The sequence below is a fragment of the Candidatus Auribacterota bacterium genome (assembly GCA_026392035.1).
GTDB lineage: Bacteria > Auribacterota > Tritonobacteria > UBA1439 > UBA1439 > JAPLCX01.
On sequence record JAPLCX010000097.1, the window covers coordinates 1 to 23,630 of the forward strand.

Here is a 23,630-nt window from a genome sequence, read left to right on the forward strand (position 1 = left end):
CGTGTTCTCATGTCTAGCCCAGGCATCATCTCCACCTCCTAACAAACGATATACCAGCTTGTTAGGAGATATGTCACCACATTTTCGAGTACCTTTTACTTTTGAGTCAACGAATCCATTTGGAGTACTTTTATTATGAGGTAATGCGGGATATTGTCGAGCTCGGCTGATTCTTGTATAATAGTGTATATGCGCATCATGCTTGTGAACCAGCCCCTAATCCCCTCGGCAAGATATGGCCAGCTTGCTGCTGCGGGATCCTACTCGCCTCCTATGGGACTTTGTTCTCTTGCCGCTGTTGTGAAACACCAAGGACATGAGGTTTCTATCGTTGATGCTCAGTCCCTCGGCCTCGATTATGAGGGAACGCTCCGGCATGTTGAGAAAAACAGGCCCTCACTGATCGGAATAACCGCTTTTACGTCAACCTTCCCCAGCGGCAAGAAACTCGCTGAGATGGTGTCATCTCGCGTTTCGCCAAGGCCGCTTATTGTTTTTGGTGGCCCACATGTGACGGCTATGCCCGAGGATTCGATGCGGGAGTGCAATGCCATTGATATAGTGGCCATAGGAGAAGGGGAAGAGACCTTACGTGAGCTGCTGGACGCCCTTGCACACAAGAGACACGTCTCATCCGTCAACGGCATAGCATTCCGCGACAATGGCACGATCAACACAACCCCAAAGAGGGAATTCATCCGCGACCTCGACACCCTTCCATTCCCGGCGTGGCCCCTTCTCACCAATTTCCCGCGTGCATATAGCACGCAGCATTTCTCAATCGCGGCCGGGCCTTCCTCGTCCATCATCACTTCACGTGGATGCCCAAAGCGGTGTATTTTCTGTGACCGCTCCGTTTTCGGGAGGCATGTTCGAGGGAACTCCGCTGGATACATAGTGGAGATGATGGAATATCTTTACAATATTTTCGGCGTAAGAAGCTTTAATTTTGAAGATGATAGCTTCTTGGTTTTGCAGAAACGGCTGATTGAATACTGCGAGCTGGTAATAAAAAAGAACCTGCGTATCACCTGGGCGTGCCAAACGCCCGTAGATACGGTCTCGAAAGAACTCCTGCCCCTGATGAGGAGGGCTGGATGTGCGATGATAAACTTCGGAATAGAGTCTGGCAGCCAGAGGATACTGGACCGTATGCAAAAGGGAACAAGCGTCGAACAGATCGAGGAGGCGATCAGATTAACTCATGAGAGCGGTATACTCACCCGCGGGCTCATGATTGTAGGTTTTTTCGGCGAAAACAAGGAAACGATGGATGAAACGCTCGCATTTTTAAAGTGTAGCAAACTCGATGATATAAGCTGGCACTATTTCACCCCATTACCCGGCAGCGAAGCGTGGGGACATACGAGAGAATACGGCGCGTTTACACCTCAATGGGAGAGGATGAACCTTTACCAGCCCACCTTTATTCCATCGGGGCTGACAGCCGAAGACCTGATATCATTTGTAAAGAAGTCGTACCGGCAATTCTATTTCAGGCCATCTGTTGTGTCGTCATACCTAAAACGGCTCAGAAGCGTGGGCCAGTTTCGACAGATTTTGAAGGGCACGAGTGCGCTTTTTTCGTACGTCGTGAGAAGAAGGGACTGATGAAACAAAGCGCGCTCCTCCCGAACCCGCCCGGCAAATGCCTGTATGTCAGGGATTATTTCTATTCAAAAATATCGAAAACAGGTTAACTCCACTATCCTGTCGAGCTACTGGTTTTGAGCGGAACTTTATCGGCTGCCGGCTATAACGTCTACGTAATGACGCTCATGCGAGGCGCATCGGCGCGGAAGAAATACCCATGTGGTATGCGCCCGAATTCGGTGTCCGGAGGAAGTGCTACTTCTGCTGGAACAGCAGCTTTATCTATCCCAACGGCGATGTCTGCCCCTGTGAGTCTTTTTACTACAAGCTCGGCAATGTGAACGAAAGCACTTTTTTAGATATATGGCATAGCGAAAAGTATCGTCGGTTCAGGAATGTACTCAAAAGGTCGATTCTCCCCGCCTGCGCCCGATGCTGTAAGTTGTAGCCGTGTTTTTAGAGTCGTTATCCAGAACATGTCTCGTGTGCCATCGGATTTATAGTACAGGACAAAATGACTAAGGGTAAATATATATTTTCGGAAAATCAGGTTTTGCTGATAGGGACTGCCCTCTTTGCATTGATCCGAATAATTGTGCTGTTGTTTTCCAGGAAGGTTTACATGGATGACGTCGAGGAATTGATTGTAGGCAACCTTGCAGCTGATATTCTTACAGGCGGCAAAATTTTGCCACTTCGGCAATACTTCGCTCATGGGTGGTTCTGGGCTGGACAATCTGCCACGGCCTTTATGACTATCGCAGCCTATTATGTTCTCGGCAGTTCGTATTTATCTCTTAAATTGAGTTTCTTGGTGCTGCAACTTATCACGTTTGTGTTGCTCTTTGTAGTTATGGATCGGTATATTAGTAGAAAAGCAGCTACACTCGCCTGTCTTCTTTATCTATTTCCCTCGGCCACATTTATTTACTATCAACTCTGGGTAAATTCGTTTCACCAATGTATTATTACCTTTGTAGTTGCGATACTACTGATCTGGAGGAATGCTCAGATTTCTGTGCATCGAACGTCGCAGATGTTATGGGTCGTACTTCTAGGCTATCTCATGGGTCTTTCAACTCTTTTTTGGGGGAGCAATTTTATTGTGGCAGGTATAGTTGCAATGTTCTGCCTATGGGAGTGGAGAAGGGGCGGTGCGAGTCGGATTATAAAGAACTCTGCCTTGTTGTTGCTGGGATTCATTATAGGATATATTCCAGTATTATCTCGATTTTCTCAGGCACTGGCTCAGCTTAGTGCTGTAGGTTATGATCCAGGAAGAACTATCTCTCAGATTGTTAGAAGGTCGCTCATATTGGCAGGGCCGACATTATCTGCTGTTTATGAGCCATGGGTACCATGTAATATGCTCCTACATCAATTTGCCTATGCAGCAGGAATAATCGCCTACATATGGGTACTGTTTAGGCTGGTAGTGGATAATGAAAAAGGCAGATCTGCCATGCATCTGTTTGTTGCCATCTATCCCCCGATATATGTTCTTATTGTCGCTCTCTCCGCATTAAATGATGCCTATGGATTCAAGGAGTCACTCAATCCCTGCCCCTTTGGGCTGAGGTATTCAAACCCCTTGATTGCTATCTCTGTAATCGCAGAGTCGATAATGATATGTGATTTTACTGGATATAGAAATATTGTAGCGAAGACACTTGGGATTCTTATTCTTGTTGTTTTAATGTGTTTTGGTCTTTTTTCTTTATATAGCATTTTAGTTCCAGTAGAGAAGGGCTATGGTGCCAAGCAGCCTGGCTATTTTGCCCAGGAGATTGGGTGCTGTATTACTGAGCAATATCTGGACGACTGGTCTCGCTTCACCCCGCTAATGGAACGAGTCCTTGCTAAAAAAGAAACCACGTTGAGAAATGATATTGCTCGAGGAGCTGCTTGGCTCACCTGTCTTTATCGAATTACTGATGACAATTTTCATATATCCAATCCCAAAAAGTTTCAGGCATATATAAATATAGCGCAGAAACATGTCCCCGCTGGTCTGCAGCAATTGTTCAAAGAAGAAATTGGGGCTTTTGTCTTCTGTCATACAAATTACAATTTGAAACTATCTCTCGATAAGCTTGCGCAAGGTCTCAGTGAGAAGGATGCCGAACTGAGTTACATCGGGCTGGCGCGTATGCTGCCTGCCTGGACAACCGACCCTTCAAAATTGGAAGAGGCAATTCATACTATTCCACTGAAAAATAAGAATCATCTGGCATACGCTATTGGGCAATATTTCTCGGCCCTGCCTGATCAAGAGAGAACCGTGCGTAGCATAGCCGATAAAATCACAGAGAGAGAATCATTCCTCGCAGGTAGCCGTGATCCCTTTGGCACGCGAATGTATTGGCCCCCGATTCATTGCCACTAGGACCACTGTAGGGGGTGGAGAATATTATAATAATTTGTATATTCTGATTCCCGGGCATCCTCTGGGAACAGATGCCCTTTCTCGTGATGAATACGCGAGGGAAAAATAGCGAGGGTCGTCAAGGTACCTCAAAATAGGCAATTCCTGATAGAGCGGATGAGTATACGCAGTTTCGTTGAGATGGATGTGCGTGATGCCGTGCATCTTCAAAATTCGCACCGCTTCATCGACGGATTTCGCCTGATACAGTTCCTTCGACTGGTACGAGTCGGCGGGAACAATCCTTCTCGGTATGATGTAGAATCGCGAGTCAAAAGAGAAGAGCACTGCATCCCGTGGCAGATTCTTTTCCATCCACTCACCCTCCGGCTGGAGCCACCGGGGATTGATATATTCGATGTAGTGGTAGCTCGGATCTTTGTGCGCTCTATCGATATGCCAGATGAGTGGGAACGCGATCTGCTGAAACACCTGGCCCATGAAGATAACCATCCCGACTGCGAGGAGGTTTTCCTTGATCCATGTAGAGAGCCTCGCGGTGTTGAGGATGTAGCAGAGGATGACGACGACGATCAGGCCCGTCTGATAAAAGTCAAATATCGCTCCGTTAAGGAATCTGAGCCATGAGTGCCAGGAGGCTATGTCAGCAATCGGCCAGTAGTGATCGGTATCCAGGAGCAGTTCACTACGGCAGCTCACGATCTGCCACGCCATCAGAAGAACAATGAGTGCCACGGTTTCAGAGATGCGCAACCCCCTGGTAAACATATCTCTCATCACGGAGCCTCCGAGAACTGCGGCGAGACAGAGGATTGGCAGCAGGAATTTTGACGAATCCCCCGCGCTGGGGGGATATCGAAGAATCAAAAGATAGGCAATATAATAGGCGAAGTATAACGCCACGATGAATAGTTCAAGGGGTGATTTCCACCATTTACTCCGAAAGAGGTACAGTATGAAGAACAGGGGCGCGAGAAAGCCCCAGTGCAGCAGGTCGAACCAGAGCGCGAATCCCTGCAAACCCGGCAAATTAGTTGAATGCTGTATCGCCCATGCATCTATGTTCTTTCCTCCCAGTATGTCGGCGAGGGCGGGATATATAGGATTGCCGAAGAGTAGGAGATTCCGCGCCAGGTGGGGCAGGACAATGCAGAAGGCGGGCAAGCATATCTTGGTGAATCCTCGCACGCCTAGCCGCAGCGGAGTGACATCTTTTCTTCCAGACGGAATCATGCTCATCGCGAAGAGGGCGAACAGAAAAACCGCGGCGAAAAGTGCGCCAGGGTATTCAACCCAGTAGGCAAATCCGAGGTTAACGCCGATGAGGTAAAGGCATCGCTCGTCACCGCTGAGATGAAAGCGTGCGAGAAAGTATATGGCGCCGAGGCAGAAGAAATTCATTACGATAGTAGAACTGGCGAAGACGCTGTAGAAAAGGAACATCTCCATCGAGAGACATATGATAACGGCGCTCAGGGCGCTTTCGCGGTCGTGAACCAGGCCGATTCGGGAGATTCGGTAGACGAGCGAACAGGAGAGAGCCGCGAAGATGAATGAAAACAGCTTGATCAGCCAGTAGTGGGGGTAGCCGAACAGGATATTTTCTATACCGTAGAGTATTGGAATGAATGACGGATAGGCATTGGCGAGTTCGGCACTGCTGAGGCTCACGTCGGTTGGCAGGTTCCCGCTACGGAGTATCTTTTCCGCGATTGGCAGATGGTAGCTCCACACATCCCAGAAGTATATCGGGGCCATAATCTTATAGATAAAGAATACAATGAACGTGGATAGTATGAACACCGAACAGAGCCGCTGGTAAAAATGAGACTTGCGGGAAGGGAACTTCTCTTTCCTTCGGAGCGGGGAGGCCGGATAGCTACCAGAGCGAAAATAAAGAAGTAGTGTCATGAGAAGTGTGAGAGTAACGAGGCAGAGGAACAGCGAATTACGATTGAGAACGAGACTGACCCCCTGGTTAGCCGTAAAGAGGATCAGGGTGATGAGGGCGGCCCCCGAAGGGAATGAGAAGATGAAAAGCTCTCTCCTGTCTCTGAATTCTGCTCCCCTTCCGATGATACAGAGCAGGAAGAGGTACCCGGCCATGATGTCCATGGCGAAGAATAGAAAAAACAGAAGCACAGTCCTCCTCCTATGCCCGGCAAAGGTGTTTCATCAGGGCAAACGCTCCTCTGAGAAGAGCCACTAATTGTCGCCAGCTCCTGATTCTCCTCAGATATGATAGGATAATACGTGGTCTGAGGTAAAATCTCTTCAAAACATGCCGCGCGCACTGGTCGAGCTTCTCGACTGTAAAGCCCTCAGGGACGAATGTGGGGTGGAAGACGCTCATTTTGTTGAAATCCGCGATCACCCTACCGTAGCGCGGGGCCTCTTTCCAGATCGGTGCTCCAGGGAATACGGTAAAGAATGTCACGCTGATGTCATCCAGAGGGATGCCTGTAACAAACTGCAATGTCCTCTCGATAGTTTCCGCTGTTTCCATCGGATGCCCCACCATGAGAAATCCCTTTGTCTTCATTCCACAGTCACGGGCGCGGTGCACTGCATCTTCTATCTGCTCAAGTGTAATACCCTTCTTCTCGAAATCGAGAATCTCCTGGCAACCGGATTCAATGCCGATGAGTATCTGCCAGCAGCCCGCCCTCATCATGGCGTTGAGTGCCGGACGGTCGGGCATCATATCGGCCCGGGCCAGGCAGCTCCAGCTTATGGCGGGCGCCTCCCTGAGTAGCAGTTCCGTAAGCTTCTGCAGGCGGCGGCGGAAGATCATGAAATTATCGTCTTCAAAGAGAATCTCTCGGATGCCGAATCGGTGATAGAGCGTGCGGATCATGTCGATGATGTATTCAGCGCTGTGAGCCCTGCACACATTCTTAAAAACACCGGTATCACAGAAGATGCAGCGGCCGGTGCAGCCGCGCGACGTGATGAGCGAGGTTGAGGGGGTATTCCGAACACTCTGTGGTGCAAGGTAGTAGTAGCGTGCGAGGGGAGGTAGGAGATCCCATGCGGGCAAGGGAAGAGCATCGAGTTCCTTGATGAACGGCCGCGGCGAGGCTTGACGCAGGAGATCTCCATCCCTTGATACGATTCCCTGTATCCTGCTCGTGTCCACATTATCTGCAAGGGCGGACACGAGCTCAGTGAGTGTGTGCTCGCCCTCGCCGACGACACCGTAATCAAAGCCGGGAAAGAGGTGCATCGTTTCCCGTGGTTGGGAAGTGAGGTGCACGCCACCTACAATTGTTGTGATGTTGGGGCGTTTCTCCTTCACTGCCGCGGCGATCGTGGCCGCGCGCTGTATCGAAAGAGTGACGGCGGTGCATGCGAGGATATCCGGTGCCAGAGATGCAATCTTCTCAATAGTCTCTCGCTCGCTGAGCCGCAGCGCCTCCGCATCCAGGATACACACATCCCGTCCTTTTTCCCGCAACACGCTCGCGAGGTAGGTGAGACCGTGCGGGGGTTCCATCGCTCCTGCGGATGCCAGCGAGCCGTATCGTTCTTGAATGGTGAGCGGAGGATTCAGGAAAAGGATCTTGTTCATTCCGGAGGGAGAGTGTGCAGCGAGTGTGGTTCAACCTTGCTGCGCCTGAAAAGTTTTAGTCGGAACGCGATCATCTCTTTGAGGATCGCGAGAATTACCCACGGACCGGAGAGGGTCGATGTGCCTCTGGATCTCGGGAAATAGTCTATGCCAAATTGTGATACGCGATAACCCGCACGAATTGCCCGTATGATCAACTCAGCGTCGATGAGAGACCCATTGGATTCCAGTTCAATGGAGTCGAAAACCTGCCTTTTGATGAGCTTGAAGGAAAAGTTAATATCCCGGATGCGCACTCCGAAGAGGATTCTTATGAGAATATTGTACGCTGCCGAGTAAACGGTCCTGAGCACGCCTTCACTTGTTCGGTCGTGGCGGTAGGCGGTTACAATATCACAGTTGGTGAACTCCATGATCCTCATCGCCCTTTTAATTTCCTCCAGGTCGAATGGTAAGTCCATGTCGCTGTAGATGACGATCTCCTTTTTCGCGCACGCAAAGCCTGTCCTCAGAGTGGTCCCCAGTTTGGAGTTTACCTTGTGATGCAGAACCCTGATCCTGGAGCTTTCCCTGGCCATGCGATCCGCAATTTCACCACAGCCATCGGTACTCGCGTCATCAACGATGATGATCTCGTAGTCGTCCGTAATTGTGTCCAGTGTGCGCGTGGCGAGGCTGACTGTTTTTTTCACATAGTCCCTCTCGTTAAACATTGGAAACACTATGGAGATGCTGTAGTGATTCATATACGTGCGAGTACTCCCTCTATAACTATACGCTTCTTGTTTTGAGCGAATAGCAGAACAGATTCCAAAGGTCTCTCAGCGAAAGCATGCGCAGTAATCGTAGCAGTTTTTTCGGGCGCATATATGTTCTGCGGTAGGCATGTTTGATCAGGTGGCGGAGATCAACATCGCTGACGCCTTTTACTGTGTGCGCAATACCGCCGTAGAAGAGACCCCCGTCCCGCAGAGGGAATTCACGAATTGCACCCTCGCCGGACAGTATATCATAGAGCACAGTGCCGGGAAAGGCAGTTACTCGTGAAAATTGAGTCAGCTCAGTGTCGAGCCCCACTGCATAGTGTATGGTGTCCTCAATATGAATCCTTTGCTCCCAGGGGAATCCGAGCATGAAGAAGGAGTAGGTAGAGAGTCCTTCTTCCTTACACCAGCGCACCACCTGCTTCACCTTTTCTAGATCGAAACCTTTTTTAATCCTCTGCAAAGTCTCTACATTGCCGCTCTCAGGCGCCACCCCTACAATCCAGACCCCGGCGGCCTTGAGCTTCTTCACCGTGTCGCGGGTTATGCGATCCACCCGGATACCGTTGGTGAGCTGGAGGTGCACCTTGATTTTTCTACGCAGTATCTCGTCACAAATTTCTTCGGTGCGCTGGATATCCATGGTGAAATTATCATCATAGATACAGATTTCCTTCACACCGAGATCGCATACCTGCCATTCTATTTCATTGACCACATTCTGGACCGAGCGCGCCCGCCACCGATTCCCCATGGTTTTGAAACAATAAATGCACCCATAAGGACAACCGCGCGAGGTAATCAGGCTTGAAATGGGCAGTGCTCTCTTCACTGGTGAGTAGTAACGGGTGATATCCACCTTGTCCAGCGCGGAGAAGGGAAGGCTGTCGAGATCCTTGATGAACTCCCTCGGCCCGGTACAGATAATCTCGCCTGACCTGTCTTTAAAGCAAAGGCCCTTCACCTCGGCCCATGGCGCGCCCGATGCCAGTTCGTACATAATTTCTTCCCCTTCACCCACTGCGACTGCATCGATGCAGCTTTCCTGAATGAGCCTGCGGGGAATGGAGATAGAGAGCGGGCCTCCTGTAACGATCAATTTTTTAGGCCACGCATGTTTGACATTCCTGGCAATGTGAAGAGATTGTTCTACGTTGGATATGTTGATGCTCAATCCGATGATGTCTGCATCAGCGATATCGCGCTCACGCAGCTGTTCAATATGACAATCCGTTACAGTGGCGGGGATGCCTTTTGATTCAAGATAGGATGCGATGCCAAGGATGCCGATGGGAGGAAGGCGATTGATGAACAGGCGCGGATCCCGCGGCGCCTGGGCGATCAATAATATTCGGGAGGTCATAGTAAAAGTATTTTTTAGCCGGAGTCGGGCGCCTTTAGGCTGCCCTTCTCAGGATGAGCTTACTGAAGCCCGTTCGCGCAAAAGCGCCGATCATGTCCATTGCTGGAATTATCCTGTAATCAAACGAGAAGAGTATCAATCTGAGCCACGTGACTGGCTCGATAATCGCAACGATAAAGGGGTAAAGGCATGTGGTCATGAGCGCCACCGCGGGGCGGTGACGGTGTGCGACAAGAAAAGCAATAAGCGATTTCGGCAGGAGTGGACACATCCTGATGATTTTATTGAGGAGAATGTGTTTGTATTTGAAGTAGTTTTTTGAGCAGGGGTTTTCAATGGGAAGATTATCGGCTACGGCGTGAGCGTAAATTTCAGTGCCCTGATAGAAAGTGAGCGAGTAGAGCTGAAATTGAAAAGGTCTGGGGATTTTTAAAATGAGATTGATGGTTTCAAGAATATCTTCTTCAGTCTCAAATGGATTATCCAATATGATATCGTACAGTGCGGCGATGGTGTATTTATTGGTGAGGTGGGCTGCGCGCAATAGCTTTTCATTAGGAACGGAGCGCAGATAGATATCCTTCTTGGTCCGTTCCGAACCGGACTGCAAGCCGATAAAAATCCACGAAAGACCGCTCGCCTTCAGCAGGCGGATCTTTTCTTCGGTAATGGTGTTGGGTGTGCCACAGCAGATGAATCTTGTGCGTATCTGTTCCTGATACTTCTCGGCAAAATCTTTAATCCAGTTGCTGCCATGTGCGAAAAAATCATCATCATGGATGATCACATACACGATGTCTGGATACAATTTGATGGCGCATGAGAGCTCTTCAATGACATTGTCCACTCTCCTCTCTCGCACGCGATGAACTCCATAGAGTTTGGCAAGGAAAGAATTGCAGCAATAGGAGCATGAAAACGGACATCCCCTGATTGTTATCAGACTGTAAAATCTGCCTGAAAATCTGGAATATTTCTTGAAAAGATCGTTGTCCATCGGGACAATTCTATTGCGGTGCAGAATAAAGCTTTTTTCAGGGTGATGCTCGGGAAAGGGAAATACGTCGAGGTCATTATTGAGCGGTCTCAATGCGTTGATTACAACCCTGCCTGATTCCCTGAAGGCCAGGTTTAAGACAGCGCGTGGGGAGCGCCGCGCGTCCAGCGCAGTTGCGAATTCCAGAAAGGAAACCTCTGATTCGCCGATAAAAACGTAGTCCGCAGAGTTCAGACATTCTTCCGGGGCTATAGAGGGGTGTATCCCCCCCCACACAATGCAGATTTGAGGAAACGCCTTCTTGATCTCGGAGGAAATGAGCTGTGCCTTATCATAAGAGTCGCTCATGAGGCTGATGCCCACTATCCCTGGCGTGAATAGCTGAACGAAATCCTTGATGACGGGGATAGCTTCCGCATTAAATGAAGGGAGGAAGAGGATGTGAGAATCCACTCCGTTCTTCCGCAGGTAGGAGTGAATATATTTCAGGCCGATCGTGTCTGTATTAGGCTGTAAAGAAATAAGCAGTATTTTCATAAAAGTATGGTATGCGGGCACCGGGAGCCCCGTTGCCCTGCCACGCTATTATGTCGCAGACACTGAAGTCGTTCTATCGACAGGCGGAGCATTGATCCCTTCCTTCCGACATACGTAGAGAATATGCGGATGCAGATAACCATTATCTATTCTCTCGACGTGGACATGTAAATGTAAAGCGCTGAATATCTTGGCAAACTCTTCCTGGCTCCGGAACTGCACTCTCTGTCCGTTGGTAATGCCCAGAATCTTTACGGCAAGCACCTCCTGAGCATACGCCCAGGCATATTTCCAGCGTGGCGATGTATCAGTGGTTTTGACGAGCAAAAGCCCGCCGGGTTTTAAATTCGTATAACAAGCCCCAATGATCCTATCCTGGTCTCCCGGACTGAAAAGATAGAGCACGTCAATAAGGAGAATGGCCTCGGCGGGCAATAGGGCGAAATTCAATATATCTACATGTCTGAATTCGACGTTGTGGATATTTCGAGCGGCCTGGCGCGCGATGGATATTTTATCCTCGGATATGTCGCACCCTATTACCGTGCGCCTCGCCGAGGTGAGAGCCAGATAGAGCGAGAAGAGACCGTGGCCGCAGCCGAGGTCATAGATTGATCCAGCCGCCGGGACAAGGGGCTCAATACGGTCAAACGGGCATGTGAGATAGCGGATCTTATTGTGGAGCCTCGCTGCGAGGGGCAGACCGTGGTAGTGGAGAAGAATTTCAGGCATCCTGTGCGACGACCGCGTGCTCATGATATGTTCCATTCCAAGACTCAACCGGCTTTACTTGTGAAAACTCTCCATGATAGCTGCAGGTATTCCCTGAACGATATCTTGTAATAAAAGATCTTGTATCTCAGGCAGTATGCTTTATGCAATCGCCTCGCCTGGTTGTAAATCCAACTAAAGGGTAATCTTATCAAGATGAGAGACATCCTGTACAGCCATGGGAACGCGACTATAAGTGAAAAGAGCTTTTGCAGGTTTTCTATTTTTCTTTTATCGGGTAGTTTGAGCGGCGAATGCACATGATAGGTTTCTGCGAATTGGGTTGTTGTCGGGGACAGGAGCCCCATCTTTATAGAGGTGTCATATATCTCCGTCCCCGGATAGGGAGAGAGCAGTGAAACCCATGCGTAATCGGGGCGACAACGGATATTCAGATTCAATGTTTCGAGGCACTCCTTGAGGCTTTCGCCGGGAATCCCGAGCATGTTCTGGATAATGAAATTGATCCTGTATTTTCGCAGCCTCTGTGCGAGTGTGAGCAAAGTTTCTTTGGAGATAGGGCGTCGAAGAACATTATTGCGGACGTAGTCATTGCCCGCCTCCGCAGCCCATGCAATGCTGAAACAGCCGGCATCTTTCAGGTATGCGATTTCTTCCTCGGCAACCTGGTCCGGACGGATATTGCAGTTGAAGGGCAGACCGATCTGCTTCTTGAATTTAAGACTGAATTCCTTGAGCCATTCTTTGCTGAAGACAAGAGAGGAGTCATGGAACAGCACAAATTCGAGAGGATACCGCTCCTTGACCTGTGCAATCTCATTCACGACATTGTCGGGGCTCCTGAATCGGATGACCTTGCCTTTCCCCTGGTAGATCCTGTTATAGAGATGATTGAAGCAGTAGGAGCATCTGTGCATGCATCCGCGGGAAGCGATGAACGTTTTCATCTTTGAGGAGCGCGCCGTGGGATATGAGTAAAAGAGCTCCCGATCCGGGAAGGGTATGCTGTCCAGGTCTTCGATGAGAGGCCTCACATCATTGCGGTAGATCGTCTTATCCCGCTTGATATGGAAATTTCTGACAGTGGTGATATCGTCGCCTCTCTGGAGTTTGTCGGCGAGCTCGACAAACGCCTCCTCTCCCTCTCCGACGCATATGGCATCAACGCCTTCCTCATCAATCATAGCTGGGAAAAATGTGGGATGGGGGCCGCCGAAGACGGAGAAGACGCGGTGGGCGTTTTTAATTTCCCGGTTGATTCTCAGGAAAAGCTCGTGCGCTCCGGTGGTGATGCTGTAGGCGATGATATCGGGGCTTGCTCCGGCGAGGTGCCTTTTTATCTCTCTATCGGTTGCACCACAGATATCCACGCGGTGCCCCGCTTGTGAGAGGGGCGTCGATAAGTACATGATCCCCAGCGGTTCAAAGCCGCCCACGGAATAGTTCCGCGCTGCATCTGATATGAAGAGGACGTTCATGGGCGCCTCGAACTCGTAAAAGAATAGCGAAGCATTCTCAAGCCCGCCGTGGCGTAGGTGATCATCATGGGGACGGATTTGAGTTTCTTAAAAACCCTGATGGTGTGGATCGGGCGCAGGAGGAGCTTCCTATTTGCCCATTTCTCGAGGCGGGCGACCTCTCCAGCAGAAAGGTACAGTGTCCCCATAGAAGGGGTGGAATAATCTCCTCTCACGGCAGATCTCTTGTCTATGAGCCTGTTCTCAACAGCGATCTTATGGAGCTCTGAGCCGGGGAACGGACAGGCAATGCTGAAGTTGGATATGTCCCCATCGAGCTCCTTCGCAAATGCAACGGTCTGACGCACTGTCTCCCTCGTCTCCCATGGCAGGCCGATCATGAAAAAGAGGTAGGTGAGAATCTCCTTCTCTTTGCACAGCCTGACGGCCTCGCGGCACTGATCGAGCGTGATACCTTTCTTCATCATATCGAGAATCGCCTGGCTGCCGGACTCAATGCCGAATCCGATGGCGAAACAACCTGCCCTTTTCATCCAGTCGAGCCTCTCGTCGTCGATCGTGTCCACACGGCTGTTCGTCGCCCAGCGGATCCGGAGATTCTTCTCGATGATTCTCCGGCACACCTCGACGACCCAAGGCTTCTTGAGTGTGAAGGTGTCCGCCCTGAACCAGAAATCCCGTATGTCGTATTTACTGACACACTGCTCGATCTCGTCAACGAGCGACGCCGGGCTGCGAAAAACAACGTTTCTCCCGTAGAGGTTGGGCACGAGGCAGAATATACACTCGAAGGGGCATCCCTTACTGGTAAGGATGAGTCCCATTCTCTTTCGGGTATCGGGCATGAGGTAGAGATTATTCTTGAGCAGGTGCCGCGCAGGGAAAGGAAGCTCGTCGAGGTTCTCCAGACCGGGTCGATCGGGGTTGACGATGATCTGCTGGCCTTTGCGGTAGGTGATCCCATTGACCTGGCTTAGGTCTCGGCCCGGGGCTATTTCTGTGATTATGAACTCCGGTTCTCCACGGATAAGTATATCTATCTCTGGGTGGCGGGCCATTTCTATCTTGCCCTTGTCCGCTGAGATGACGCCCTTTGCAATGGTCATTATGCGGGGGTCAGTACATTTGGCAATTGCAAAGGCCCGGCAGTCTTTATCGAATGTAGGGGCGACCGTGCTCGCGATGAGCAGGTCGGGAGCTAATTGTTTCAAATCCCGCTCAAATTCGCTCCAGCCCTTTTTCTCTGCAGGGTAGTCTTTGATTGTGCACTCCACGCCGGCCCGCTCAAGCGCCGCCGCCATGTACGCGAGGTCCATGGGGGGGCGGATCATAAAGACCGCCTCGCTCTCGATCGGCGCCTGGCAGCGATCAAAACGATCATAGAGGCCGGTCGGTGGGTATATCAACAATGCCCGTTTGATATTCATATGGTCAGGAGAATTATGTAATTCATGTATAATTCTAGCATATCTCCCATGCATTCGCGATTGGTACCAATCGCCGCCACGCTTTATCCCGAAATGGCGGATAACAGATTGAAACGTTCACCTGATGGGTGAAATGTAATCAGAAGTACTTCTCCCTGTACGGGCTTGATTTATCAAGCCCGTAACGCGGGTCGGATGAATCCGCCCCCTACATTATCCGCCATTTCTGGTTTATTGCGTATACTGCTGCTCTGTGTGATATACTTGTACCATGGGGTTCAAGCCCGCATGAATGCCTCCATAATAGTTCCGGCATATAACGAAGAGGGGACGATCGGCAGGACTGTTGCCGAGCTTAAGAAGCTCGGTCAGGACTACCAGATCCTCGTCGTGGATGATGGCTCGCGCGACAGCACCTCCGCGCGGGCGCGCGAAGCCGGCGCGGACGTGTTAAAGCATCCCTACAATAAGGGATATGGCGCCGCACTCAAGACCGGGATTATAGAGGCCGCACACGATGTCATCGTAACATTCGATGCGGACGCCCAGTATGAGACTCGCGATGTGCCGCGGCTGCTCGATCAAATTTCAATCTATGACATGGTCGTGGCGGACAGGAGCGGAAGCAGGGCCGCCAGCATCCGCCGCATGCCGGGCAAATGGATCCTCGCCGTGGTCGCCAATTATCTCATAGGTCACCGGATCCCCGATCTCAATAGCGGCTTCCGATGCTTCCACAGGGAGAATGTCAGGAGATTCTTCCAGATACTCCCCAACGGCTTTTCATTCTCCACGACGATAACACTCGCATATTTCAAGGAAGGGCTGAGTGTCGGTTATATCCCGTGCGGCGTGAAGGCGAGAGATTCGGGAAGGAGCGAGGTCAGGTATCTGCGCGATGGCGCCCAGACACTTTTACTCATTGCCCGCATCACGGCGCTCTTCAACCCGTTGAAGATTTTCGCCCCTGTCGGAGGTCTCCTGATTGCCGTGGGCATCATCTACGGGCTGTGTTCGATTTTTACTATTGCGCATATTGCGAGTGGGGCAGTGCTGTCCACCCTTGCCGGCATTATCGTGCTACTCTTTGGAATCCTCGCTGACCAGATTGCGTGTATACGGCGCCAGATCAAGTAGCAGCCCCTCATCTATTGAACATACTGATCATGGGAACCATCCCGTTTCTATGAGAGGAACGCATGTGCGGAATATTTGGGATATCTATCCGTAGTGATTCCGGCTTTTCGCCTCGCGCCATTTCAAATGCGGTGAGTACGCTTTTTAGATTTTCCGAATCAAGAGGCAAAGAAGCAGCGGGGCTTGCGGTATTTTCAGGCAACCGCGTAGATGTCTTCAAGGATGCAATTCCCCCCTCCCGTTTGATAAGGACTCAACAGTACAAGAGACTCACCGAACGAGTCCTAACTGATTTTTCAGGCAGCGGGCCTTTGCGCGCGCTCACTCTTATCGGCCACTCCAGGCTTGTCACGAATGGTTCGCAGGAAACTCACCATAATAACCAGCCGATTGTCGCGGGCGGGATTGTAGGAATTCACAACGGGATAATTGTCAATGCGGGTGAGCTTTTTACGCGATTCCCTTCGCTCAGGAGGGAATACGAAGTTGACACGGAGGTGCTGCTGCGCCTTATTGAAATGTTCCGCAAGGAAGGAAAGTCAGTCCAAGAGGCGGTGGGGGAGGCATTCGGGCTTATCGAGGGGGCCGCATCGGTTGCACTTGGATTTGCCGACACCGATTGTATTGTAATGGCGACCAATACGGGCTCACTCTATATCTGCTGTAACCGATCCCGCACCGCGATGGTCTTTGCCTCGGAACGGTACATACTCTCCCGGCTCATGAAGCAGCGTTTCGCAAGAGGATTCTTTAGCGAGGCAGACATCATGCAGCTCAAGCCGGGGTTTGGATACTGCGTGAGTCTGATCGATCTCGCGCAGGGAGAGTTCCCCCTCCGGCAGCCTCTACCCCGGGGTGGCCTTACCATATCCCGTTGCACGACAGGGTCGAGGACTATCGTCGATCATATCCCCGAATCCGCACGGAGAGAGGCGCCGCGGGTGATGCGCGGGCGCGCCACCCCTGCCGCGGTGAAGGAGTTTGAGGCGCTTTCCAGGGCGAACGAGGAGGCCATCGCCCGTTTGAGGCGCTGCACCAGGTGCATCCTTCCGGAGACGATGCCGTTCATCACATTCGACGATGAGGGAGTGTGCAACTACTGCAGAGGCTATAAAAAGATTCAGGTGCGGGGGCACGAGGTATTGCTTGAGGCCGTGAAGCCGTATCGCCGGACAGATGGCGAGCCGGAGTGCATTGTATCTATCAGCGGCGGGCGGGACAGCACCTATAGCCTCCACTATGTGAAGAACGTGCTCGGTATGAATCCGATCGCATATACCTATGACTGGGGTATGGTGACGGATCTGGCGAGAAGAAATATATCGCGTATCTGCGGCAAGTTGGGAATCGAGCATATCTTGGTATCCGCGGATATCGCCAAGAAGAGACGATATATCAGGAAGAATGTTGAAGCATGGTTGAAAAGACCCGATCTGGGCGTAATCCCCCTCTTCATGGCGGGCGATAAGCAGTATTTCCACTACTTGAACAAGCTCAAGCGGCGTACAGGAATCAGGCTCGCGATCTATGCGGAGAACCCGCTCGAGCGGACGGATTTCAAGCTGGGGTTCTGCGGTGTGCGGGAGGACAGGAAGAGGAGTTACGCCGACATATCTCTCATGAGAAAGGCTAAGCTCGCCGCGTATTATGTACGGCAGTTTCTGCTGAATCCCAGGTACTTAAACCGGTCACTCTTCGATACGATGTTCGCCTTCATTTCAACCTACGGCATCCAGCACGATTATGTTTTTCTATTTAACTACATTCCGTGGGATGAGAAGACGGTGACCTCGATCATCAAGGAACAATATCACTGGGAGGTCGCCCCCGATACGCCGACCACATGGCGTATAGGAGACGGCACTGCCGCTTTTTACAATTATATCTATTATACAGTGGCCGGTTTCACCGAAAACGACACCTTTCGGAGCAACCAGGTACGCGAGGGGATGCTCACACGGACCGAGGCGTTCGAAATTGTCAGAAAGGAAAATAGGCCAAGATTTGATTCCATTCTCTGGTATTGCGAAACGATAGGGATTGATTTTGAGCGCACCATTGCCGGAATACACGCGATCCCGAAATATGCCCCCATCAGCGGGTAGGCGTGAGGCTACTATCATGAATTTTAAGACTTTTCGATTTGCTAACTTCATAATAAGATTATTTTGTTGACGTTTCTTCATACTAGCCTTATTTTTTATACCACTATACATCTTTTTGCGCATAAACATTCCATTAAGTGCTAGTGTGGTGTCTCGGAAGTAGCATTCAAAAGTCCTGCCATTGCGAGGAGCGTAGCGACGAAGCAATCTCATGATTGCCAATATGTTGAGATCGCTTCGCTTTCGCTCGCGATGACAGACATATGCTAGGAATTTCCGTGACAAGACACTAGTTTTACGACCACACGGGGGAGGTTCCGGAGGAGCCTTACACGGTCCCCCTCGGGAAAGCCGCTGTCAGGAGAAAGGGTAAAGATGCCACCATCGTCGCCACATCGTACATGGTGTACGAGTCGTTGAGGGCCGCCGAGATCCTGGCGCGGGAGGGGATAGAGGTGGAGATTGTGGATCCGCGCTCGCTCGTCCCCCTGGATAGGGACGTGATACGCATCTCGGTGAGAAAGACCGGACGGCTAATCGTCGCAGACACGGGCTGGAAGAACTGCGGTTTTTCCGCGGAGATCGCTGCTCTGGCCGCGGAGGACTGCTTTGCAGAACTCCGGGCCCCCGTGAGAAGGGTGTGCCTCGCGGACGTCCCCATGCCGACGAGCTGCGCCATCGAGAAGCTGGCTTACCCGGGGCCGGCGGAGATTGCCTTGGCGGTGAGGGAGATTGTGTCGGGCAAGAGCCGTGAAAAGCTTCTCGAGGAAGGCCCCCCAAGCGCTTGCGACGGATTGCCCGAAAAGCAGTTCCACGGCCCCTTTTAGCCCCTGCAGCGGAAAGTGCCACCAGTGAAGATCCTTTTTATTTACAAGATAGAGAGCTTCATCGCCCCGCTGGGGCCGATGGTCATCTCCGCCATCGCGCGCAAAGCGGGGCACGAGACGTTCCTCTGCGATATGCGGAAGGAGGACCCGCTCGCGCGGACCGAGGCGCTCAACCCGGACATTGTCGCCTACAGTTCCTCCACGGGCGAATCGAAGCACTACCTCCGGTTGAACGTGAGGATCAAGGAACGTTTCCCGGAGCTGTTCACCATCATGGGAGGCCCCCATCCCACCTTCTTCCCCCGCTCCGTGATGGAATCCACTCTGGACGCGGTGTGCGTCGGGGAAGGGGAGGGGGCATTCCGGGACCTCCTCAACGCCATCTCGGCAGGGAAAGCGATCGCGGGCATCCCCAATGTCGTGTCGAAAGGAGAAACGGAACCGTCCTCCGTCCGGGATCTCGTGGCGGACCTCGATTCCCTCCCCCTTCCCGACTACCCGCTGTTCTACGACGCGACACCGATGGGGCGGTATCCCCTCAAGAGCTTCATGGCGGGCCGCGGCTGCCCCTACCGCTGTACTTACTGCTTTAATGCGAGCTGGCGCGCTCTTTATCGGGGGAAGGGGAACTATCTTCGGCGGCACTCCGTCGGCTACGTCATCGAGGATATCCTTGCAGTTCGGTCCCGGTGGCCCCTCTCCTGCGTCAAGTTCTACGACGATATTTTCTGCTACAAGGCGGACGCGTGGCTCGATGAATTCTCGAGAGAGTACCGCGACAGGCTGGGGATCCCGTTCTTCATCCTCACGCGTGCCGATCTCCTGACGGAGGAGATGGCAAAACTCCTGAAACACGCCGGCTGCCGTACCATCAGCATGTCCATCGAAGCGGGAAATCCAGATATCCGGAACAATGTCCTCGGGCGCAACATGACGGATGGGCAGATTCTCGATGCCTATCGCCTCTGCGAGAAGTACGGTATCTACACTTTCACGAACTGCATCGTCGGCCTTCCGGAGTCCACCATTGAAAAGGATGTCGAGTCGGTAGACCTCTCGATCAAAGCGAAGGCGACCTGGGCGGAGTTCCCCATCTTCTTCCCCTACCCAGGGACGAAACTCGGCGACCGCGTGATCAGCATGGGGATGTACTCCCCCCGACTACGCCCGGATGCACACCGCGTACATGTACCGGTCCCCCCTCTCCTGCTTCACAAAGAGGGAGAAACACGCACAGATGAACCTGTCCGTGCTCGGCGCTGTGGCGGTCGTCTTCCCCCGCCTGAGAAATCTAATCGTTACGCGCCTGATCTTCATGCGGCACAACCGGTGCGTCACATTTCTCTATTATCTGATCAAAATGTGCGTCCTCCGCCGGAATATCTACATGCCCGAGACGGGGATGCTGACCTCTCTCCGTATCTTTCTTGGGAGTCTTCGTCAGGAGATCTTCCGGCACGAGAAGGAAGACAAGGCATGGGACGCATCGCACAGCGCGCCGCCTAACCACGAGGGGAAGATATGACAGTACGCGGGTTGATGTCCCTGAGGAGATTGCGTGTGGTAGGAGTGCTCGTCTATCCGGTCGCCTTCTTCGCCGTCATGGCATATATGCTCCTTCTTGCGACCGACTATAACGCCACGTGGGCGCACCCGGAACTCCCATTAGGATACGTCCCGAACGCATTACGGTACGGGACGGCGTTCTCGATCAGGGATTTCATACGGGGCTTTGACTACATGCAATTTGATGGCGCTCCCCGCCCGAGATTCGTATCCTATTCCTTCCAGATTATCAATGAAAAGTTCCGTATCTGGCTTTTTCACTACGTCATCCCGCACCCATCCCTCTCGCTCACGTGGATATTCACCTTGATCCTCTCTCCCGTTCTGCTGTTCGCATTTCTCAGTCGCCTGGTCCGAACCCCCCTCGCGGGATGGATAGGAGTCACGCTCTATTTCGCCTCACCCGGGTGCCTCTCGGGGATCGCCCTGTTGTTTCAACCTGCAAAACCTCTTGCAACCTTCTTCAGCATACTCTGTCTCTATTGCGCATTGCGGGTATCTGCTGCGATTGAAGCACGGGGCTCCCTTTCGATGAGGGCGTATTCCGTATACCTGTTTCTGCTCTGCATGATGTTTCTTTCGTTCTGCATCGATGAAACGGCATGGTTCCTCTATATCATCATCCCCGTCTTGTTTCCCGGCATATTCACCCGGGGTGACGGGAGGCCGGCGAGAGTGATGTGGTATATCTCTACGGGCGCGGCTTATTCCATATTCGTGTTATATCTGATGCCGCGCATCACGACTGCGCTGGGCTATGGGGGGTTTGAGTTCCTGAAATTCACCACGGGTAGGAAAGACTCATTTCATGCGGAGAATTTGATATACAATGCCTGGAAATTGACGTCGTGTCAGATCATCTTCTCCATGAACCTGTTCGGTCACGACATCCCCACTGCACAGTCTGCTCCCGCCGGCGCGTATCAGGTTGCGTCATGGGTCTACGCCGTCATCTTCGCGGGATGCCTGGCATGGCTCGCCCTGCGCCTTCCGCGTTGTCAGAGGAAGGTATGCGGGCGCTATTTCCTGGCCTGGTTTCTGTTCGTCGTTTTTGAGACTATGCTGCTCACCAAGCAGGGTCACAAGACGGTCATCAATTCAAGTTACTACTACGGTGCCCTCGCATCGGTATTTCTGACAATCCCACTGGCCATAGTCCTCTCGTCGTCTACCGAAGGCGCCTCCGGTATGCTCAGCAAGGTGCTGTTCTCGCTCATCGTCGCGGCATCCCTGTACAACTTTGTGTTCATAAATGAATCATGGATTCAGGAACATAGCCGGGTTGTCTTCTATCAAGAATTCATGCAACCAGGTGAACTCGAGACATGGGGGCCGTTGGATGCGAAGGTATCGTATGACATGGTGCGGAAGGCATGGCGCAACAGGCATGATAAAGACATGCTGAATAAGATGAAGTCGAGCTTCCCGCTGAGGGCCTGTTGGTTGTTCCGCGAGTTAGAATATATACGGTAAGGAAGCATATGAAACCATCCAGAATGCTTATCGCCGCCGGGCTGGTTGCGGCGCTCGCCTTCGTCGAGGCGCTCCATGCCGTGCGGTATATCCGGCTGGACAACGACGGCATGCGCTTTGCGCTCGTCGCGGATCAGATACTTGCGGGGCGGGGATTGCGGAGTCCCTTGATACCCTTCTCCCTGCGTCCGGATTCCCTCGGTACCGTTCTCTATACCGAGCAGGGTCCATTCCTCTCGATCCTTTATGCAGTGATGGGCGGTGTGAGGCCGGGGCGTGTGTGGCCCGGCCAGATCCTGAACCTGTGCGCGCATCTAGCAACCTCTCTTTTCTCCTTCCTGATCGCCCGTCGCATTGCCGGGAACATTGCCGGGGTGGCTGCGGGAATTGTCATCGCTGTGAGTTATCCTTTGCTTGATCCGGTCGGTCAATTCTGGTCGGAGGCAGTGTATATTGCGTTTGCCATGATGACCGTCGGGATGCTCCAGGCAGCACGAGAGGAGAATCGAGGATGGCGTTCTTTTGTGGGGAGCGGTATCGCGGCCGCATGTGCATATGCGACTCGATTTATAGGATGCGCCCTGCTGCCCATTTTTTTCTGGGAATCCCTCTTTTCCTGGCGACGTACCGGGCGGCGGGCGGCGGTTCGCACAATCCTCCTGACTGTTCCACTGCCTCTCTTAGTTATCACAGTTTTGTTGACGAGGAACTGCGTCCTCATGGGCAGTATTCGCGGTGTATGGTTTCCCCACACGGAGAGAAGTTGGAGTGAGACTCTCCGCGGTATCATAGAAATGAATAGAGAGCAGTTCGATATCTCAATTCCTGGGGTACGGGTCACGCTGGCGTTTCTCCTGCTGATAATTCCGGGAGCGGCACTGCTCTGGCCGCCGGGGGGCGCATTAAGGATTGCGCGGCTCTTTGCGCGCGGTCTTGATCTGGTGCTCATCACCATTGTCTGCTATACCGCCGCGCTGGCGCATGCGCTGGCTGATACTCAGCCAAACTACGAGATTCGCTACGTCGCACCGTTGACGCCTTTGCTATGGATCACCGCGATTGTCGTAATCGCGCGTGGATGGAACTGCCTCACGCAAAGGGGAATGCGGCGGCTGGCGAGTGCCGGTATTGCATTGAGCCTGATACTGATCATTATCGGCGAAACAGAGAGGAGCTGGAGATTGCTGCCGCACCATGCGCCGAGCGGCGACTACGGCTTCGAGAGCGGAGCATGTCAGTGGGTTGTAGCACACAACAGGAAGGGTTCTCTCGTCGTCACCAACACCCCCTGTATGTTGGCTTTTTTCAGCGGCATCCACACAGTAGGTTTGCCGTTGAGGCACCCGTGGCTCGCCTTCGAAAAGGTCCCTAACGATCTGGAACGAGTCCTCCCCGAGAAAATGAAGGAGATCGGTGCCGAGTACCTGCTTCTGTTCAGAGCGATAGACGGTTTGCCGAGGGAGGAATGGAGTGGAGTGGAGAACGGACTGCCGGAGGATGTCTGGGGTAGATTCATCTCCGATCTCTCTCGTCCGTTGGCGGGCGAGAAGGTAAAAGGCTTTTTCGTCAAGGTGTACGAGTGCCACGAGGGTGTGGTATACAGGATGACGGAGCGCTGATCGTTCAATGAGGAAAACCACCGTTTCAGCCGCTGGCGCGGTGCTGCTCCTTATA

Annotated in this window: 15 protein-coding genes and 1 pseudogene; 8 read left to right on the forward strand and 8 right to left on the reverse strand. The window is 52.1% G+C overall.

The features are described from left to right. Positions 1 to 189 precede the first annotated feature (189 nt). Together NTX71_10350 and NTX71_10355 are read left to right on the forward strand one after the other, a co-directional pair. Positions 190 to 1,611 carry a radical SAM protein gene (locus NTX71_10350; protein MCX6340296.1) on the forward strand — a complete coding sequence of 474 codons (1,422 nt, stop codon included), beginning with the start codon at positions 190 to 192 and terminating at the stop codon, positions 1,609 to 1,611. Positions 1,612 to 2,215: 604 nt separating this feature from the next. Then, the gene (locus tag NTX71_10355; protein MCX6340297.1) at positions 2,216 to 3,979 is read left to right on the forward strand and encodes a hypothetical protein; all 1,764 of its coding nucleotides are present in this window, start codon (positions 2,216 to 2,218) and stop codon (positions 3,977 to 3,979) included. A gap of 24 nt (positions 3,980 to 4,003) precedes the next feature. Here the strand turns inward: NTX71_10355 and NTX71_10360 are convergent, their stop codons facing one another. Genes NTX71_10360 through NTX71_10395 form a run of 8 tightly spaced genes read right to left on the reverse strand, consistent with a single transcriptional unit; the run spans position 4,004 to position 14,848 of the window. Then, on the reverse strand, positions 4,004 to 6,121 hold the full coding sequence (locus NTX71_10360; GenBank protein MCX6340298.1) for a glycosyltransferase family 39 protein: 2,118 nt from the start codon (positions 6,119 to 6,121) through the stop codon (positions 4,004 to 4,006). A gap of 10 nt (positions 6,122 to 6,131) precedes the next feature. Continuing rightward, entirely contained in the window at positions 6,132 to 7,550 is a 1,419-nt protein-coding gene (locus NTX71_10365) for a radical SAM protein (protein ID MCX6340299.1), read from the reverse strand. Continuing rightward, positions 7,547 to 8,296 carry a glycosyltransferase family 2 protein gene (locus NTX71_10370; GenBank protein MCX6340300.1) on the reverse strand — a complete coding sequence of 250 codons (750 nt, stop codon included), beginning with the start codon at positions 8,294 to 8,296 and terminating at the stop codon, positions 7,547 to 7,549. Before NTX71_10370 ends, NTX71_10365 begins: the two co-directional genes overlap by 4 nt. Before the next feature lie 25 nt (positions 8,297 to 8,321). Then, positions 8,322 to 9,677: a radical SAM protein gene (locus NTX71_10375; GenBank protein MCX6340301.1), complete on the reverse strand. Its 1,356-nt coding sequence runs from the start codon at positions 9,675 to 9,677 to the stop codon at positions 8,322 to 8,324. A gap of 34 nt (positions 9,678 to 9,711) precedes the next feature. Continuing rightward, positions 9,712 to 11,211 carry a radical SAM protein gene (locus tag NTX71_10380; GenBank protein MCX6340302.1) on the reverse strand — a complete coding sequence of 500 codons (1,500 nt, stop codon included), beginning with the start codon at positions 11,209 to 11,211 and terminating at the stop codon, positions 9,712 to 9,714. A gap of 48 nt (positions 11,212 to 11,259) precedes the next feature. Beyond that, entirely contained in the window at positions 11,260 to 11,979 is a 720-nt protein-coding gene (locus NTX71_10385) for a class I SAM-dependent methyltransferase (protein ID MCX6340303.1), read from the reverse strand. A gap of 8 nt (positions 11,980 to 11,987) precedes the next feature. Next, a complete protein-coding gene (locus NTX71_10390; GenBank protein MCX6340304.1) occupies positions 11,988 to 13,421 on the reverse strand; it encodes a radical SAM protein in 1,434 nt (477 codons plus the stop codon). After that, a complete protein-coding gene (locus NTX71_10395) occupies positions 13,418 to 14,848 on the reverse strand; it encodes a radical SAM protein (GenBank protein MCX6340305.1) in 1,431 nt (476 codons plus the stop codon). Before NTX71_10395 ends, NTX71_10390 begins: the two co-directional genes overlap by 4 nt. A gap of 288 nt (positions 14,849 to 15,136) precedes the next feature. On the opposite strand from NTX71_10395, the gene NTX71_10400 reads away from it, so the two are divergent. The 6 genes and pseudogenes from NTX71_10400 (at position 15,137) to NTX71_10425 (ending at position 23,575) form a co-directional block, all read left to right on the forward strand. Beyond that, a complete protein-coding gene (locus NTX71_10400; GenBank protein ID MCX6340306.1) occupies positions 15,137 to 15,985 on the forward strand; it encodes a glycosyltransferase family 2 protein in 849 nt (282 codons plus the stop codon). A gap of 311 nt (positions 15,986 to 16,296) precedes the next feature. Then, the gene (locus NTX71_10405) at positions 16,297 to 18,090 is read left to right on the forward strand and encodes a hypothetical protein (GenBank protein MCX6340307.1); all 1,794 of its coding nucleotides are present in this window, start codon (positions 16,297 to 16,299) and stop codon (positions 18,088 to 18,090) included. 356 nt (positions 18,091 to 18,446) lie between these two features. Then, positions 18,447 to 18,917, forward strand: a pseudogene (locus tag NTX71_10410) (alpha-ketoacid dehydrogenase subunit beta). 24 nt (positions 18,918 to 18,941) lie between these two features. Further along, a complete protein-coding gene (locus NTX71_10415) occupies positions 18,942 to 20,423 on the forward strand; it encodes a radical SAM protein (GenBank protein MCX6340308.1) in 1,482 nt (493 codons plus the stop codon). A 15-nt stretch (positions 20,424 to 20,438) separates the two neighbouring features. Next, positions 20,439 to 21,956, forward strand: a complete 1,518-nt coding sequence (locus tag NTX71_10420; protein ID MCX6340309.1) for a hypothetical protein — start codon at positions 20,439 to 20,441, stop codon at positions 21,954 to 21,956. 8 nt (positions 21,957 to 21,964) lie between these two features. Then, positions 21,965 to 23,575 (forward strand): glycosyltransferase family 39 protein, encoded by a 1,611-nt coding sequence (locus NTX71_10425; GenBank protein ID MCX6340310.1) that lies wholly within the window; start codon positions 21,965 to 21,967, stop codon positions 23,573 to 23,575. Positions 23,576 to 23,630 lie beyond the last annotated feature (55 nt).

What these genes read in the sequence shown, in the direction of transcription:
- NTX71_10350 (MCX6340296.1), top strand. Translation starts at nt 190, where the DNA reads ATGCGCATCATGCTTGTGAACCAGCCCCTAATCCCCTCGGCAAGATAT.
- NTX71_10355 (MCX6340297.1), top strand. Translation starts at nt 2,216, where the DNA reads ATGGATGACGTCGAGGAATTGATTGTAGGCAACCTTGCAGCTGATATT.
- NTX71_10365 (MCX6340299.1), bottom strand. Translation starts at nt 7,550, where the DNA reads ATGAACAAGATCCTTTTCCTGAATCCTCCGCTCACCATTCAAGAACGA.
- NTX71_10370 (MCX6340300.1), bottom strand. Translation starts at nt 8,296, where the DNA reads ATGAATCACTACAGCATCTCCATAGTGTTTCCAATGTTTAACGAGAGG.
- NTX71_10375 (MCX6340301.1), bottom strand. Translation starts at nt 9,677, where the DNA reads ATGACCTCCCGAATATTATTGATCGCCCAGGCGCCGCGGGATCCGCGC.
- NTX71_10380 (MCX6340302.1), bottom strand. Translation starts at nt 11,211, where the DNA reads ATGAAAATACTGCTTATTTCTTTACAGCCTAATACAGACACGATCGGC.
- NTX71_10385 (MCX6340303.1), bottom strand. Translation starts at nt 11,979, where the DNA reads ATGGAACATATCATGAGCACGCGGTCGTCGCACAGGATGCCTGAAATT.
- NTX71_10390 (MCX6340304.1), bottom strand. Translation starts at nt 13,421, where the DNA reads ATGAACGTCCTCTTCATATCAGATGCAGCGCGGAACTATTCCGTGGGC.
- NTX71_10395 (MCX6340305.1), bottom strand. Translation starts at nt 14,848, where the DNA reads ATGAATATCAAACGGGCATTGTTGATATACCCACCGACCGGCCTCTAT.
- NTX71_10400 (MCX6340306.1), top strand. Translation starts at nt 15,137, where the DNA reads ATGAATGCCTCCATAATAGTTCCGGCATATAACGAAGAGGGGACGATC.
- NTX71_10420 (MCX6340309.1), top strand. Translation starts at nt 20,439, where the DNA reads ATGACAGTACGCGGGTTGATGTCCCTGAGGAGATTGCGTGTGGTAGGA.
- NTX71_10425 (MCX6340310.1), top strand. Translation starts at nt 21,965, where the DNA reads ATGAAACCATCCAGAATGCTTATCGCCGCCGGGCTGGTTGCGGCGCTC.